The sequence below is a fragment of the Clostridium sp. genome (assembly GCF_050717545.1).
In the GTDB taxonomy this organism is placed as follows: Bacteria; Bacillota; Clostridia; order Clostridiales; family Clostridiaceae; genus Clostridium_AD.
Genome location: NZ_JBOITN010000015.1, coordinates 1 through 16685 on the forward strand (window position 1 = coordinate 1; position 16685 = coordinate 16685).

Annotated in this window: 11 protein-coding genes; 8 read left to right on the forward strand and 3 right to left on the reverse strand. The window is 31.9% G+C overall.

Translation table 11 applies throughout. The annotated features are described in order from the left end of the window. Positions 1 to 229 precede the first annotated feature (229 nt). On the forward strand, positions 230 to 1153 hold the full coding sequence (locus tag ACREVX_RS03000) for a hypothetical protein (RefSeq protein WP_431542686.1): 924 nt from the start codon (positions 230 to 232) through the stop codon (positions 1151 to 1153). Positions 1154 to 1240: 87 nt separating this feature from the next. Here ACREVX_RS03000 and ACREVX_RS03005 read toward each other — a convergent pair whose 3' ends face one another. Beyond that, entirely contained in the window at positions 1241 to 3055 is a 1815-nt protein-coding gene (locus ACREVX_RS03005; protein ID WP_431542687.1) for a sensor histidine kinase, read from the reverse strand. Continuing rightward, positions 3052 to 4587, reverse strand: coding sequence for a response regulator transcription factor (locus tag ACREVX_RS03010; protein ID WP_431542688.1), 1536 nt, complete (start codon positions 4585 to 4587; stop codon positions 3052 to 3054). Before ACREVX_RS03010 ends, ACREVX_RS03005 begins: the two co-directional genes overlap by 4 nt. 229 nt (positions 4588 to 4816) lie before the next feature. Here ACREVX_RS03010 and ACREVX_RS03015 point away from each other — a divergent pair, with 229 nt between their 5' ends. From ACREVX_RS03015 to ACREVX_RS03045, 7 genes are all read left to right on the forward strand, one after another. After that, complete coding sequence (locus ACREVX_RS03015) at positions 4817 to 5749, forward strand: ABC transporter permease (protein ID WP_431542689.1); 933 nt, start codon at positions 4817 to 4819, stop codon at positions 5747 to 5749. Between the two features lie 17 nt (positions 5750 to 5766). Next, the gene (locus ACREVX_RS03020) at positions 5767 to 6660 is read left to right on the forward strand and encodes a carbohydrate ABC transporter permease (RefSeq protein WP_431542690.1); all 894 of its coding nucleotides are present in this window, start codon (positions 5767 to 5769) and stop codon (positions 6658 to 6660) included. Between the two features lie 53 nt (positions 6661 to 6713). Next, positions 6714 to 8258: a DUF3502 domain-containing protein gene (locus ACREVX_RS03025; protein WP_431542691.1), complete on the forward strand. Its 1545-nt coding sequence runs from the start codon at positions 6714 to 6716 to the stop codon at positions 8256 to 8258. Positions 8259 to 8407: 149 nt separating this feature from the next. Beyond that, positions 8408 to 9976, forward strand: a complete 1569-nt coding sequence (locus ACREVX_RS03030; protein WP_431542692.1) for a hypothetical protein — start codon at positions 8408 to 8410, stop codon at positions 9974 to 9976. A 226-nt stretch (positions 9977 to 10202) separates the two neighbouring features. After that, positions 10203 to 11459, forward strand: a complete 1257-nt coding sequence (locus tag ACREVX_RS03035) for a family 43 glycosylhydrolase (protein ID WP_431542693.1) — start codon at positions 10203 to 10205, stop codon at positions 11457 to 11459. Between the two features lie 218 nt (positions 11460 to 11677). Further along, the gene (locus ACREVX_RS03040; protein WP_431542694.1) at positions 11678 to 13747 is read left to right on the forward strand and encodes a beta-galactosidase; all 2070 of its coding nucleotides are present in this window, start codon (positions 11678 to 11680) and stop codon (positions 13745 to 13747) included. 171 nt (positions 13748 to 13918) lie between these two features. Then, the gene (locus tag ACREVX_RS03045; protein WP_431542695.1) at positions 13919 to 14644 is read left to right on the forward strand and encodes a cytochrome c biogenesis CcdA family protein; all 726 of its coding nucleotides are present in this window, start codon (positions 13919 to 13921) and stop codon (positions 14642 to 14644) included. Positions 14645 to 14808: 164 nt separating this feature from the next. On the opposite strand, the gene brnQ is transcribed toward ACREVX_RS03045, so the two are convergent. Continuing rightward, positions 14809 to 16125: a branched-chain amino acid transport system II carrier protein gene (brnQ, locus tag ACREVX_RS03050; protein ID WP_431542696.1), complete on the reverse strand. Its 1317-nt coding sequence runs from the start codon at positions 16123 to 16125 to the stop codon at positions 14809 to 14811. Positions 16126 to 16685: the final 560 nt, after the last annotated feature.

The window sequence follows — 16685 nt, forward strand, 5'->3', positions numbered from 1 at the left end:
CATTCACTCGATGTTGCCACATGAAATTAACTTTTGGTTCTGACATAAGAATAACCTCCTTGTTTTGAGGTTATTATCTCATGAATTAAAGTGCATAGGAATGTGGGTAGCATTTGACGCTTACTTATTATATGTGTTGTAAATAGTGTAAAAAGTAGGGAAAAAGGATATAATAAAGTAAAGCATAGAATAATACTACTTAAACTAATATGATATTGGAGGATTTAAAATGAAAAGAATGATATTAATTATTATATTAGCAAGCTTGGTGGCGGCGGGATGCTCGAGTAAATCCAATGAAATTAATAATACACCTCAAAAGACTACCAATACCCAAAGTGAAGATGTATCGCAAACAAGCAGTGAGCAAAAAACATCAAATTCAGAAAATGTAGATCAAAGTGTTAAAGATACTGATATTAAGGTAGATGCTAGCTTACTTAAAAATATAAATGAGACTAAAAGTATATTTGAAAAGGGATACTATGACTACGCGGGAACTATAAATAATAATATTGATATTCAAATGAGTATATATAAAAGTGGCAAAGAGTTACTTGGAACATATTTTTATGAGTCGCAGAAAAAGGAAATAAAACTTAAAGGAAAATCAGGAGGAAAGGATATTGTTTTATATGAATATGATGCAATAGGAAAAAACATAGGGATATTTCAAGGAACAATGAATACTGTTGATAAAATTGAAGGAACATGGATAAGCGCTGATAATAAAACCCATTATCCATTTACATTATCACTTAAAAGTAACGTTGCAGCTGAGGAATATGGGAAGAGATATGCTGTAGCACTAAATACTAAAGCCGACCAGGATGTGGAAAATTTTGCTGGCGAAATACAAAACTATATAGTGTATGATAATAAAGAGCAATTAGCCGCAAAAATAAAATACCCTATCAATGTTAAAATTGATGGTAAGCTTATAAAGGTAGAAGATAAAGATTACTTTATTGAGAATTATGATAAAATTATTAATCCAAGTTATAAGAGCGCAATAAGTAGTTCATTTACAAAATATATGTTTGTGAACTACCAGGGAATAATGCTTGGAAAAAATGAATATAATGTTTGGATTAATGAGATTACACCTACTGGGGGTAAGCCTGAACTTATGATTACGGCTATAAATAATTAAACAAAGATAACGTGGGGAGCTATTTATTATTAGTAGAAAGTCAATGTAATGGATAAGCTCCATGAAAACAGTATATTTTTTTATGAATTATAATAATAATTCATCCACGTGTTGCATAGCGGGGATTTTAATTTTTACTGTAGTTCCATGGCCATACTGGCTAATAAATGATAAACCATAGCTTTCACCGTAAGATAGTTTTAAACGCTTATTAATATTCTTAAGACCATAACCACTACCGGTTTTACTGCTTATATCATCTGTTAAGATTTTGTCTATTCTATCCACAGGAATTCCGATGCCGTCATCTCGAACAGATAAAGTTATATCATTATTTTCTAATTTACCACTAATTAGTATCATGCCACATGCATTTCCTCTACCAAGAATACCATGTGAAATAGAATTTTCTAGGATAGGTTGTAATGTGATTTTCAAAATACTATAAGAATAGATTTTCTGAGGCAAATCTATTGTTAGCTTTATTCTACCTGAATACCTCATGTTTTGGATACCAACATAAAGTGAAGCATGGGTTATTTCATCCCTAATAGAGACTTTAGATTTACCTTTATTTAGACTAAGCTTATAGAAACCTGCTAAGCTTTTAACTGCGCAGCTGATCTCTTTATTCATATCTTTGAAAGCCATCCAGTTTATCATGTCCAAAGTATTATATAAAAAATGTGGATTTATTTGTGCTTGAAGGGCTTTTAATTCCGCATTTTTTACCTCCTTGCCAGATTTATATTGCTCATCAATAAGCACTACCATTTTAGTAATCATAAAATTATAATTGTCTATGAGCTCACCAATTTCATCAGAACTTGAATCCTTTATAAATGTATCAAGGTTACCATGATGAACACTTCTCATAGCTTTGTTAAGTTTTGTGATTCTTCTATTTATTGAATTTGAAAAGTAGTAGGCAAGGGTAAAAGCTATTGTTACAATTATACTAAGTAACAAAATCATGTCATTTCTTATAGATTTAATTTTAACAAGAATACTATCATAAGGTATAACTGTTGTCATATACCAATCTGTATTATTTATTAAGGAACTTTTCAAAAGACATTTATTATCACCTATTGTTAATTTATGAAAATCTTCTTCTTTAGAGGATGGGTTACGGGTTACAGTATTGTCAATGCTATATTTAGTAATTAACGAATCATCAGTCGAGGATACAACAACTCCTTTAGAATTTTGTATATATGTAAAGCTACCGTCCACAGAATTTGTCTTTTTTATAATGTCATCAATCATTGATTTTTTAAAATCAACGCGAAGAAAACCGATATCCTCTGAAAAATCATTTGGATTTTTTATTGCAGATACGATGGAAAGTTCACTAGAACTACTACTAGGTTTATCGACAAGATAGGAACTAGGACACCATAAATTCCTTTTATTATTTTCTTTAAATATGGTATGCCATTTAGAACCTTTGGTTTGACTAAGGGCAAACATATTATATCCTTCAGTGGAATATAGGAAGTCGTCATTAACATAGAGCTTTAAGTTACTTATATCAACATTGTTCTCATAAGAACTAAGATATTTGCGCAGAAAATACATGTCTTTAATTTCTTCGTTTATAGGATATGTATTAGCAGTTTTATTGAGTATCGTAATCAAATTGCTTTCAGTTGTGGTAACATTACTATCATTAGAAATTATATTAGATACATCATTAATTCTATATAGTTTATAAGATAAAAAAGAATATGTTTGTTCAAAGGCTTGTTTTGTAGCTGATGTAATATAGGTTTCTAAGATGCTTGAAACATTTTTATAGGTAATAGTTGATAAAAGAATTAATGGAATTATTATCAGCATGAAGTAGGAAAATAGGAATTTTTGCATAAGTTTTAAGTTTGAAAATTTTAGTTTTTTCATTGCAAAAATTTCTTCTTGTATTTAGATGGTGTTAAACCTGTTTCTTTTTTAAAAATTTTTGAAAAATAATTTCCATCACTATACCCTACTTTAAGTGTAATATCTATAATTTTCATATTATGATCCTTCAAAAGATCTTTTGCTTTAGTTATTCGGTACTTAGTAATATAACAGTTTATGGTTGTCCCAGTTTGTTCTTTAAATATTGAGCACATGTACGCAGGGGTTAGATAAGTTTTATTGCTAATACTCTGTAGAGATAAATCTATATCAAAGTAGTTTTCATGTATATATTTTAGGATAGATGAAACAGGGCGTATATTCATATTTTTTTCTTCTAAAGCGCTAAAAATAGTGTGTATTTTTTCTAGCATATAAGTTTTAATATCCATAAGAGTGCAAAAACTTGCAAGGTGTTCGAAAGGGCTTTTATTATCTAAGTCCTTTTTATCATTGTTAAGGTTTCTTTCATATGAAAATTTTAATAATTGTTGTAAAAGTTTGTAATAGATATCTCTTACATAATTTATTGAAGTTGAAGCACTTTCTTTAATTTCGCAGGTAAGCCTATTAATTAGAAGAATGCTATTTTGCTTATCTTCATTTAAAAGATTTTGAGAGAAGTTGCAAATAAGTTTTTCATCTAAGGTGTAAACAAGGGTACTTATTTTATCATAATAAATTACAGAATTATAATCATAAAAAAAAGCTTTACTCAGTGCTTCAAAAGCCAAGCTATAGGAAATAGGTATATTCAGTGCACCTATAACTTTCTGACCTTGGCATATGAAAAAAATGGTGAGGTGCCTTAAATATTGAGATATAAGGCAGTATATATTTTCTAAGGTGTTTTTACTTGATAAAGAGCTTGTATCAGCATTCCAATACAGGTGAATTAGTATAAGATTATCTTCTTTATAAGATAAAATACAACCAAAGCCAGTTTCATTTATTAACTTTTTAAGTGTAAGCAAGGTGGTTTCCTTAATTAATCTCTCATTAGTTAAGGTCTTAATCAAAATCGTAATAAAATTAGTTTCATTTAGCGTGCTTGTAGGGTTTATGTCAATGTATTTACCTAAACTATTAATATCAGCATTTTCTTGAATAAGTCTTAGTGCAATATCATTTTTAATGTTTAGCGTATTTTTTGTTTCTTTTAGTTTTAAAGCTATTGCATTTTGAATTGCAATTTGGAGTTCTTTAATATCTATAGGTTTTTCTACATAACTTACGGCTTTAAGTTCAATGGCTGATTTTAGATATTTTTTATCTGAATATCCACTCAAAAAAATGATTTCACAGGTAGGATAGAGTTTTCTAAGTTCAAAAGATAATTCTATACCATTCATCCTAGGCATTTTTACATCAGTTAGTAAAATATCAGGCTGAAAGTTTTTAGCTATTTCAAGAGCATTTATACCGTCAAAGGCTTGTTCTATTTTAACAGTACCTAGTTTGTCCCAAGGAATTTCAGCTATGATACCTTCCCTAGTGAAAATCTCATCGTCTACTATTAATATGTTAATCATTTTAAACCTCCTGGTAATCATAGTGTCTCCAATTTGTGAGTTCATGTTAATTATATATTCAATCTCACTTTATTACAATGGGTGTAATCCAAACGTGACATGGTTTACAAAGAAAATATGATTTTACTACTATCGAAAATATTTACTATTAAATTGTAAACCATAAGGTGATATGATTGTGTAAAGAATATGAAAAGGTTTAAAAAATGAAAGGATGAGGATGATGATAATGAATATGAGACTTAAGAAGAAAGGGTTTTTACATAAAGTTAAAAAGAACAGAACTTTACTATTAATGCTTCTACCAGCTGTACTTTTTTTCTTCTTGTTTAACTATCTCCCCATTAGCGGAATAATTGTGGCTTTTAAAAGTTACAATTATAAGGAAGGTATTTTTGGAAGTCCTTGGCTAGGTATTGAAAACTTTAAGTTTTTCTTTATCTCAGGACAGGCTTTCATAGTAACTCGTAATACAGTTTTATACAACTTAGCATTTATAATTGTTAATACAGTTCTTCAAATATCAGCAGCAATTTTATTATCAGAGATAAAAAATAAATATTTTAAAAAGTTAACCCAATCACTTATGTTTCTACCATATTTTATATCTTGGGTTATAGTGGGAGTTATAACATATAATATATTTAATTATGAACATGGAAGTTTTAATTCTATACTTAAAATGTTTCATATTGGAGCAATAGACGTTTATTCAAAACCTGTGGCATGGATTTTTATAATAATTATATTCTGTGCATGGCAAGGACTTGGGTATGGTACTGTACTGTACTTAGCTTCAATAATGGGTATTGATACAGAAATTTATGAAGCATCTGAAATTGATGGTGCTAATATATTTGAGAGGATTAGGTATATCACACTTCCTTCATTGGTTCCAACAATTACAATATTAACATTGCTTGCAATTGGCAATATATTCAGAGGAAATTTTGATATGTTTTATAATATTATAGGTAATAATGGTACTCTTTTCAATGCTACTGATGTTATTGATACATTTACTGTTAGAGCATTGATGCAGAGTAATGAAGTTGGTATGGCAGCAGCAGCAGGCCTTTACCAATCAGTATTTTGTTTCATAACAATAATAACAGTTAATTCTATTGTTAAAAAGCATAACGAGGAAAATTCATTATTTTAGAATGGAGGGGTAGTAGCATGAGAAAAATATCAAAAGATAGAGTAATATTTAACATTTTTGCATATATAGTTATAACATTTATGACAGTATGTTGCGTAGTTCCAATTATTATCGTGGTTTCAGGTTCCTTAACCTCAGAAACATCTATTTTAAAAGATGGATTCAGCTTAATACCAAAAGAGTTTTCAACTTCAGCATACGCACTTGCTTTTAGGAATCCTATGGTAGTGTTAGAAGCTTATGGAGTTACAATATTTATAACAATCACTGGCACACTTTGTGGATTGTTTGTTACAGCCATGACCGCATATGTATTAACGCGAAAAGATTTTGAATGGAGAAATAAGTTTTCCTTTTACTTCTATTTTACTACTTTATTTAGTGGTGGACTTGTACCTTGGTATATATTAATGGTTAAATATTTACACATGAAAGATAATTATTTAGCACTTATAATGCCTTTACTCTTAAGTGTTTTCAATATATTGATTATGAAAAGTTATATGAGTAGTATACCAGATGCAATATCAGAATCTGCTAAGATTGATGGAGCTGGGGATTTTACTATATTTATTAAGCTAATACTTCCACTGTCTAAACCAGCCCTTGCAACAGTAGGACTGTTTATTGCCCTTAGATATTGGAATGATTGGTATAACGCAATGTTATTTATTCAAGATGACAAGATGTATAGTCTACAATATTTTCTCTATAAGATTGTTAATAACATTGATGCTTATAAGAGAATAGTAGCATCTGCCAGCGCAGGCGTTAACTTACAGATGGATTTACCAGGAGAATCTTTAAAGATGGCACTTACAGTTATTGTAACAGGCCCAATAATACTCCTGTATCCATTCGTTCAAAAATATTTCGTACAAGGTCTTACTATTGGTGCAGTTAAGGGTTAATACCCATAATTGAATATATATTACAAATTATATTATAAGGGGGAAATTAATTAATGAACAAAATCATGAAAAAATTAAGCATTACGTTTTTAGTAGCGGGGATTATTATGTCATCACTTTCGGGTTGTGGTACTAGTAAAAGATCAGTTCCATCATCAACACCAGCAACAACTGACGTAGCAAAATTGGATCCAGTAAAACTTAAAATGTATATTTTAGGAGATAAACCAAAAGATGCAGATCTTGTTTACGCTAAAATGAATGAATTATTGACCCAAAAGATCAATACAACAATTGATGTTAATTTCATATCTTGGGGAGATCACTCTACTAAATATCCAATGTTATTTTCTTCAGGAGAAGATTTTGACTTAATTTTTACAGCAACTGGTTGGTCTTTTTATAATCAGACCGCAACTAGAAATGGATTCCTTGAGCTAACTCCGGAAATGCTTGCAAAGTATGCTCCGCAAAGCTGGAAAAACGAACCTAAAGTTGCATGGGAGCAGGCCAAAGTTAATAATAAAATATATATGATTCCTAGTGATCAAGACGAGTATAGCTGTCAAGTTGTAGGTATTAGAGGAGATTTAAGACAAAAATATAATATTGATCCAATAAAAAGTCAAGCAGATCTTGAAAAATATTATGATGCTATAGCTAAAAATGAAAAAAATATGGTTCCTCTAATTATGGGAGGAATACAAAGTCTTGAATTTATTTTACAAACGCAGGCTGTTGGAATTGCAGGCCTAACGGGAACTTATATAGCTGATCCTCTTATCGGATATAAGATGGACGATACTTCAGGTAAGATTTTCTCAATGATTGATACTCCAGAGTATAAAAAGTATGCAGAAACAATGAAACAATATGCAGACAAAGGATATTGGTCTAAGAATTCTATTTCTAGCAAAGATACAAGAGATGACGGATTTAAGGCAGGAAAGGCAGCATCGATGATTTGGAATATGGCAACAGTTGCTAAAGATATGAAAATCATGAACACTGCACATCCAGAGTGGAAAGTAGAAATTGCAGATATATTACCAGGAACTAAAAAGTTTGTTAATGCTTATACTAATAATGGTATGGCTATAAGTGCAACTTCAAAGAATTCAGAAAGAGCATTAATGGCACTAGATCTATTAAGATATGATAGGGACATATATGACTTAAGCTTTTATGGAATTAAAGGTACCCACTTTGACGTAGTTGGTGATAATAAATTCAAAACTTTAGCTGCTACAGCTGATTTCCCAGCAGGATCAGTATGCCCATGGGGATGGCACACATCAATAAATCGTACAGATGTTGATGAACCAGCAGCAATAAATGAGTTTAACACATTGTGGGAAAAAGAGACTATTCATAATCCCTTAGAGACATTTACTTTTGATGACAGTAAAGTAAAAAATGAAATGGCAGCCATCAACACAATTGTTATTCAATATGGACTCCCAATTCAGCTTGGATTAGTAACTGATGCAGATAAAGCTGTAGAAACATACAAAGAAAAGTTGAAGAACGCAGGGTTAGAAAAACTAATGAAAGAAGCTCAAACACAAGCGAGTGCATTTGTAAAGGCTAAAAAATAAAGTAATAGTATAAAATTATAATCAGCGATAGATGACAGTTGTAAATTTATTACTATGTCATTTGTCGCTTTTCTAAAACCGTTAAATGTTAATGTTTACATATGGAGGATACAAACTATATATTTAAGGATAAGGACGGGGGAAAATAAATGAACATAATACCTAATTTATCAGGAACAACACCTAATTATTATTGTACGTGGACAACACAAAACTATGGTAGGAAGAATACAGTTGATGTAGATAATGCAACAGCTTTTGACGGTATTCAGGGAGCAAAAGGAGCAAGAAACTATTTAAATGAAGAGGTGGTTTTTAGTAAAAATGGGTTTATTAATCAATATGAGCTAATAAGAAAGGATTTATACTTTGTTTTTGATGATGGATGGGACGTGCCCTATGATGTTCATCCAGATACTCAAAGGTATCAATTTGGCTCTCTTGAGTTAAATGAAGAAAGGTTTCCATCTTGTAGTGGTAACCCTCAAGAGCGCTTAAAAAAATTGAATGAGAAGGTAAAAAGCTATGGATGGCGTGGTGCTGGGTTATGGGTTGCAGCCCAAGCTCAAGGTGATGGCAAAGAAGGGTTTATGTATAATTATCAAGAATTAGAAGATTATTGGCGAAAAAGAGCCATATGGTCTAGACAAGCAGGAATCGAATATTGGAAAGTAGATTGGGGCGTTAGAACATCTAAAAGTTTTAGAGAAATGTTGAGTCGTGTTACAAGAGAGGAAGCGCCTAGTCTTATTGTAGAACACAGTAAGCCGTGCGGACCTATTAATGATGATAGTACTATACCGTGGTCACCCATACCTTCTAGCGGACTTGGTAGATATGGAAATTGGGGTACTGTTCTACAAGAAGCATTAGAATTAAGCTCTTTTAGTGACGTTCTACGCACATATGATGTAACCAATCCTTTATCTACAGCTACTACATTGGATAGAATAGGAAGTTTATTAGGAGCAGAAGTTAATAAGGGAACAAAATGCATACTCAATTGCGAAGATGAGCTTTATATTGGAGCTGCATTAGGCTGTAGTATTGGGATTTTGAGATCAGGGCTAAATAAAATATTTACTGGTATGAATCATGATTTAAAAAACACTCGAAAAAGTTTGGATGAGGCTGTTCGAGCGGTTAGGTGGCAACGTATCGCACCTGCGTATGCAGTTAATCAGCAAACATTATATAGCAGTAAGAGAATTCATAATGATACTTGGAAATTTAACAGTGGAGAGTCATGGGCTTATTGGTTAAATGGCAACGAAATCACACAAGCTTGTCCTGCAATTATCAGTAGGGGAATGTCGTTGCCAATTGTAGAAAATGACGAAGATTCGCCATTTATAGTAGCGTCATGTCACCCAAATGGAGCGATTTCTATAGCGTCGCTTCCAAGAACGGATATGAATAAAGGTGTCTATACCCCAAAGGCAGTAGTTAGACTTTCGGTTGATGATATAAACCAGCCGATAGCTGTTTTCGGACACTTTCATCTTCTGATATGTGTTCTGAAGGAGCGTTTAGAGGGTGTTCAAATTTGGGCTCAAGATTTGGCGGGCGATGATGCAATTGATATAACGGATAGAGTTTGTATAAAAGATTATGAAATTATCCTTAAGGGAGATTTAATAAATGCAATCGGTTTAATGAACGCAACGGCTGGTGATACATCAGAACCAGGTATGGTCATGAAGATAATTAAAAATTAAAAAATATTATATAACCTTACAAATTTATAGAGAAATAGTAGATAAGAGGATATGAATTGATCGAATATACAGCATGAAAAATCTCACGGAAAGAGTGAGTTCCCACTTAATGTATATCACTTGAAAATTGAAAGACTACCTGAACCAAAACTCTTCCAACAAAAGCTAAATTATCTGTTACCTACTCTGATGAGTTAAAAAATCAAAAAATTAAGGAGTGAAAGAAATGAATCCGATATTACCAATAAATCATTTTGTGCCAGATGCCGAAGCACATCAATGGGAAGATGGACGAATGTATATTTATGGCTCTTATGATATAAGTGGAAATACTAGTTATTGCAGTCATGAATATCGCGTATTCTCTTCCTTAGACTTAGTTAATTGGACAGACCATGATGTGAGTTTTAGATCTATGGGAGAGAAAGGTGAAATTCTATGGGAAGGGAAGCCATTGTATGCTCCTGATTGTATCTATAAAAATGGAAAATATTATCTTTATTTCTGTACTGAAGGTAATGCAGAGGGAGTAGCTACTAGCAATTCTCCCTTTGGCCCTTTTAAGAGTGCAGTTCCTGTTCAAGGAGTTCATATGGATGCAATCGACCCTGCTATTTTTATAGATGATGATGGACAGGCATACCTGTATTGGGGACAGGTTAAGGCAAGAGGAGCAAAACTAAAAGAAAACATGTCTGAAATATATCCAGAGACTCTCTGTACTAGCTTAATTAATGAGATGGATCACGGTTTTCATGAAGGTTCTTCTATGCGAAAGAGAAATGGAATTTATTATTTAGTTTATGCTGATATCAGCAGAGGAAGGCCTACCTGTATTTCCTATGCAATGAGTAAATCACCACTTGGACCATTTGAAAAGGGCGGAGTTATCATTGATAACACAGGTTGTGATCCAGAAACCTGGAATAACCATGGAAGTATTGCTGAATTTGGTGGAAAATGGTACATATTTTATCATAGATCTAGTCAAAATAGCAAATTTAATAGACGTGTTTGTATAGAACCAATTACCTTCAATGAGGATGGAAGCATTGATGAAGTGGAGATGACCACTCAAGGAGTTAGTGGACCACTTGATCAAAGAGTAAAAATGGGTGCTTTTCGTGCTTGCAAACTTTCAGGAAAAACATATATAGATGCTGGTGAAAATATGGAGTACTTGAAGATTTTGAATTCTGGGGACTGGGCTACATATAAATATTTTGATTTTAAGGGAGATTTATGTACTTTTGAAGCTACAGCTGCAAGTATACATGATGCTGGAGAAATCGAAATAAGAATAGATAGTGAAGATGGCAAAGTAATAGGGGAATGTGCCATTGATGATACAGGAGACTGGAAAAATTGGGAAACCTTCAGCACTAATGTTGAAAATATTACAGGAGTACACGCAGTGTATTTAGTTTTTAAAGGAAAGTGGAGTAGACCTTTTAATTTGAAAGAATTTAGATTTAAAATTTAGAAGAGATTAAAAGAAGATTTCCTTTGTTAAAAGTATGGAGTGCGCATAAGAATGATTTTTTTTGGAATAGAAACAAATCCAGTTATATAGCATCAGAAAAGCTCTAGATTTGATGTTTTATAACAGTGAAAATTTAGGATGTATGGTATTTTTAACAATATTGTGAATGTTGTGATACTATAATAATAGTAAAAAAACTAATTTATGGGGTGAAATCAATGATAAATAAATTTCCATTAATAAATGACAAGTTAATGCACTTTTATCACGGAGCGGACTATAACCCAGAACAGTGGCTTAAATATCCTGGAATTTTTGAAGAAGACATAAGACTCATGAAACTAGCAAAATGTAATGTAGTATCTTTAGGTATATTCTCATGGGTTACATTAGAGCCTGAGGAAGGTGCATTTAATTTTGAATGGCTTGATAATGTTATGGACAAGCTCTATGAAAACGGTATATATACAATTTTAGCGACCCCAACAGGAGCAAGACCTGCATGGATGGCAGCAAAGTATCCAGAAGTTCTAAGAGTAGAATCAAATCGTGTAAGAAATATATTTGGTCAAAGGCACAACCACTGCTTTACATCTCCGGTTTATAGAGAAAAAACACAAATAATAAATACAAAATTAGCGCAGAGATATTCAAGTCACCCTGGAATAGTAGCTTGGCATATTTCTAACGAATATAGTGGCGATTGCCATTGTGACCTTTGTCAGGAGGCTTTTAGAAACTGGCTTAAAAATAAATATGTGTCCCTTGAAAATTTGAACAATGCTTGGTGGACTATATTTTGGAGTCATACCTATACTGATTGGTCTCAAATACAATCGCCAGCACCTCATGGGGAATCGGGAGTACATGGATTAAGTCTGGATTGGAAGAGGTTTGTTACAGATCAAACAGTTGATTTTTGCAAAGAGGAAATTAAACCATTAAAAGAAATAAACCCTAATATTCAAGTTACAGCGAATCTTATGGGATTACATTATGGGTTAAATTATTGGAAGTTTACGGATGTGCTTGACGTAATTTCATGGGATAATTATCCAACATGGCACGAAAATGCAGATGAGTCTGCTTTGGCCTCTGGCATTTCTATGACACATGATTTAAACAGAGCTTTAATGGGAGGAAAACCATTTATGCTAATGGAGAGCACTCCAAGCAGTACAAATTGGCAGGCAGTAAGTAAACTCAAAAAGCCAGGAATGCATTTATTATCTTCTATTCAAGCTGTGGCTCATGGCTCAGATACTGTGCAGTATTTTCAATGGAGAAAAAGCAGAGGATCAAGTGAAAAATTTCATGGCGCAGTTGTAGATCATTGTGGTCATGAGAATACTAGAGTATTTAAAGATGTTACCCAGGTTGGGACAGTTCTTGAAAAGCTAGATGAGATAATAGGTACCAGCGTAGAGCCTGAAGTTGCTATAATATTTGATTGGGAAAACAGGTGGGCTATAAATGATTCACAAGGCCCACGAAATTGTGGAATGAAATATGAAGAGACAGTGCACTCGCAATATAAACCTTTTTGGGAAAGTGGAGTACCAGTTGACATAATAGATATGGAGCAAGAGTTTTCTAGTTATAAACTTCTTGTAGCACCTATGCTTTACATGGTAAAACCGGGAGTTCAAGAAAAAATAGAAGCTTTTGTTAAAAATGGAGGAACATTTGTAGCAACCTATTGGTCGGGTATAGTAAATGAAAATGACTTATGTTTCCTTGGTGGATTCCCAGGGCCACTTAGAAAAGTGTTAGGAATATGGTCAGAAGAAATAGAGAGTCTTTATGATGATGAATCAAATAATATAATATTTAGCGATAACAATAAGTTAGGGCTTAAAGGTGAATATGAAACTGGAGAGTTAATTGATTTAATACATGTGGAAGCTGCAGAGGTACTTGCAAACTATAAATCAGATTTCTTTGCTGGAAGACCTGCTCTTACAGTTAATGAATATGGCAACGGAAACGCATATTACATTGCATCAAGAAACAAAGATGATTTTAATGAAAAATTTTATGGTGACTTAATTAACAGACTTGGAATTAAAACAGTAGTTGACGCAAAATTACCTCATGGTGTTACGGCGCAACTAAGAACTGATGGTGAAAATGACTTCATATTCTTAATGAACTTTAACAATTGTGATGAAAGTATAATATTAGAAAAAGATGTGTATGAAGATATGCTTTCTGGAATCAGGTTAGAAGGAGAAATTAACTTGACGCCATTTGGAGTTAAAATCATGAAAAGGAAGACCCAAATATAAATTAACTAATAAAACACAGGTTTAACGAGAATATCGTTAAGGCTGTGTTTTATTTTTGTTATCTCAATATAGAATATTCAAATAATTACATTATCATATTCTATGTATTAAATTCCTATATATTATTATAATAGTAATATAAACATAACAAAAACAAAGGTGGTGGGAGAAATGTTAACCAATCAAATATTTATGAGTACGGTTTTTGTAGCTGGAATTTTTTCTTTCTTTTCACCGTGCTTAGTACCGTTACTTCCAGTTTATATTTCTATTTTTGCTGAAGATCAAAAAAATATAAATCACGATAAATATATTAAAAAATTAGGCAGGTTAAATATAAACCTTAGAGTTATAGCAAAGACTCTAGTATTCGTTGGTGGAATATCTACAAGTTTTATAATATTAGGATTTGGTGCTGGTTCTCTTGGAAATCTAATTAATAGTAAATTATTTATAACATTTTGTGGGCTTATAGTTATTCTTTTAGGTATTCATCAAACTGGATTAGTACATTTAAAAAGTTTAGATAGAGAAAGAAGGTTAATTTTAAAGAGCGATAATGGAATACTTGGAATATTCCTTTTAGGATTCTCATTTAGCTTTGGATGGACACCATGTATTGGACCTATACTTGCAACGGTACTTGGAATTTCAGCAACAGGTGGTCAGGCATTATATGGAGTATGGCTTATGATAATTTACGATAAAAATTATAATATGGTTAGAACTGAGGTTAGAAGTAGAAGTGGGAATATACATTTAGGTCATGTCTTTGATGATGGGCCAAAAGATAAGGGAGGAAAGAGATATTGTATAAATAGTGCTTCTATAAAATTTATACCGATGGATAAAATGGAAGGCACAGGATATGGATACCTTCTTAATGTTATTAAATGAAAAGACTTTTAAAAGGTTGATTTAGGTCAACCATTGATTTGAAATTTAAAGATAGTTGAAATATAAGATGAAGTTCCCTATAAAATGAAATTACTAAAAAGAAGGGCTATCTACCAGTGAATTTTAATCACTGGTAGATAGCCCAAACCTATATTATCTTACCCTTAATATCCTTCATAAATTGAAGCAGATTCATCTTCATCTATAACATCTTCTTTTGGTATTACTAAAATGTTAGAAATTACAAAAGCTAGTAAGGAAGGTATAATCCATGAGAATCCAGCACTTGCTAGAGGAATAAATTTAATAAATCCAATGCTGTTTACATAGATACCATTTATAGTATCTAAAATACTTATAATTAGTGCTGTGTATGTAGTTATAGCAACAACCTTATTACTTTTCACTTTATCACCTAGCAAAGTAATGATTATCAGGACAATTACAATTGGATATAAAATTTGTAAAACGGGACCTGCTAGTGTAATGATACTATCAACGTTATTTGTAGCTATTAATCCACTTACAACGGCCATAATAACAGCAGCAGTTTTGTAAGATACTTTATTTTTGGTAAGGTTAGAAAAGAATGTTGCTCCACTTGCAAGTAATCCTATAGCAGTTGTTAAGCATGCAAGAGCAACACAAAAACTAAGGATAACAACTCCAATACTGCCTAGGTCTAACCTAACAAGCTGCGTAACAAGCTTAGTTCTAGCTATATCTGCTGGGAACAAAGTAGTTGTTTGTGTGCCAAGATACATAAGTCCACCATATACGAAGGTTAAACCTGCTACAGCAATTATTGCTGATTTTATAGTCATAGTCATTATATCATTTGCAGTGTTATAACCTTTTGATCTAATAGATGAAATAATTATTCCGGCAAATACAACAGAAGCCATAGCATCCATTGTTTGATAACCTTCTATTAAAGCTTTTGAGAATCCACCTTTGTAAGATGTATTTACAATTGGTCCAATAGGATCTATTATTCCTTTAAATATAATTATAGCAAGCATAAATAAAAGTGTAGGTGTAAGTATTTTACCTATATTATCAATTATTGAAGACGGTTTAAGTACAAATACCAGTGCTATAACAAAATAAAATATAATTACTATATTTTGCGATACTGATGGAAATATAGGATGTATTCCAAGTTCAAAAGTTGTTGCAGCAGTTCTTGGAATTGCAAATAATGGACCTATAACAAGTATTAAAGCAACACCGGTTATTATAGCAAATTTTTTGCCTACTCTATTAGCCATTTTCTCGTAGGTACCATTAATTTTGGCACAGGCAATTATACCAGTTAGTGGAAGACCAACTCCTGTAATGAGAAAGCCTATTATGGACGCGAAAAATGTGCTTCCTGCAGCTTTTCCCAGGAATGGTGGAAAAATTAGGTTTCCTGCACCGAAAAACATTGCAAATAGAGCAAATCCTATAACCACAGAATGTTTTGTAGAATTTTTCATTTATGTATACCTCCAGATGAATTATCTTATGTAATTTAAAAATGACCAAAGTAGTTCCATTATAACTATTTTTTTTTATTAATCAAGGTTTAAAAGTTATGAAGAGAGAATCTTAGATATAAAATAATTAATAAAATGCATCAATAATCAATTTCAAAAATGTCCTTTCATATATATAGTCAAAGTACAGTATAGACATAATTTTAGATGACAGTGTAAAGAAAGACATATTTATAACACTTAGCCTTGTGTATCTAAATGCGGAATGAAGAGTAATTTATTCATATATGTAGAAATATGAAGATAATTTGTATAGAATGGATATATTGTTGTATTGTGATTTTATTATTATGATAGAATACATCTTGTCGTCACAAACGTGCGGCACAGAAGTTAAATGTTAATGAGGATTCAAACAAGTTTTAAACAAAACTTAGTTTAAAAGAATTAGTTGACAAAACAAGAAATACCTAGTATTATAGTAGAAGTCGTCACTTGATGACAAAGCAAGTTGGTCTTTGAAAATTAAACAGAGAAATAGGTAAACTTAGCAAAATAAT

Coding starts and splice junctions, on each gene's coding strand:
- ACREVX_RS03000 (WP_431542686.1), top strand. CDS start 230: ATGAAAAGAATGATATTAATTATTATATTAGCAAGCTTGGTGGCGGCG.
- ACREVX_RS03005 (WP_431542687.1), bottom strand. CDS start 3,055: ATGAAAAAACTAAAATTTTCAAACTTAAAACTTATGCAAAAATTCCTA.
- ACREVX_RS03010 (WP_431542688.1), bottom strand. CDS start 4,587: ATGATTAACATATTAATAGTAGACGATGAGATTTTCACTAGGGAAGGT.
- ACREVX_RS03015 (WP_431542689.1), top strand. CDS start 4,817: ATGAATATGAGACTTAAGAAGAAAGGGTTTTTACATAAAGTTAAAAAG.
- ACREVX_RS03020 (WP_431542690.1), top strand. CDS start 5,767: ATGAGAAAAATATCAAAAGATAGAGTAATATTTAACATTTTTGCATAT.
- ACREVX_RS03025 (WP_431542691.1), top strand. CDS start 6,714: ATGAACAAAATCATGAAAAAATTAAGCATTACGTTTTTAGTAGCGGGG.
- ACREVX_RS03030 (WP_431542692.1), top strand. CDS start 8,408: ATGAACATAATACCTAATTTATCAGGAACAACACCTAATTATTATTGT.
- ACREVX_RS03035 (WP_431542693.1), top strand. CDS start 10,203: ATGAATCCGATATTACCAATAAATCATTTTGTGCCAGATGCCGAAGCA.
- ACREVX_RS03040 (WP_431542694.1), top strand. CDS start 11,678: ATGATAAATAAATTTCCATTAATAAATGACAAGTTAATGCACTTTTAT.
- ACREVX_RS03045 (WP_431542695.1), top strand. CDS start 13,919: ATGTTAACCAATCAAATATTTATGAGTACGGTTTTTGTAGCTGGAATT.
- brnQ (WP_431542696.1), bottom strand. CDS start 16,125: ATGAAAAATTCTACAAAACATTCTGTGGTTATAGGATTTGCTCTATTT.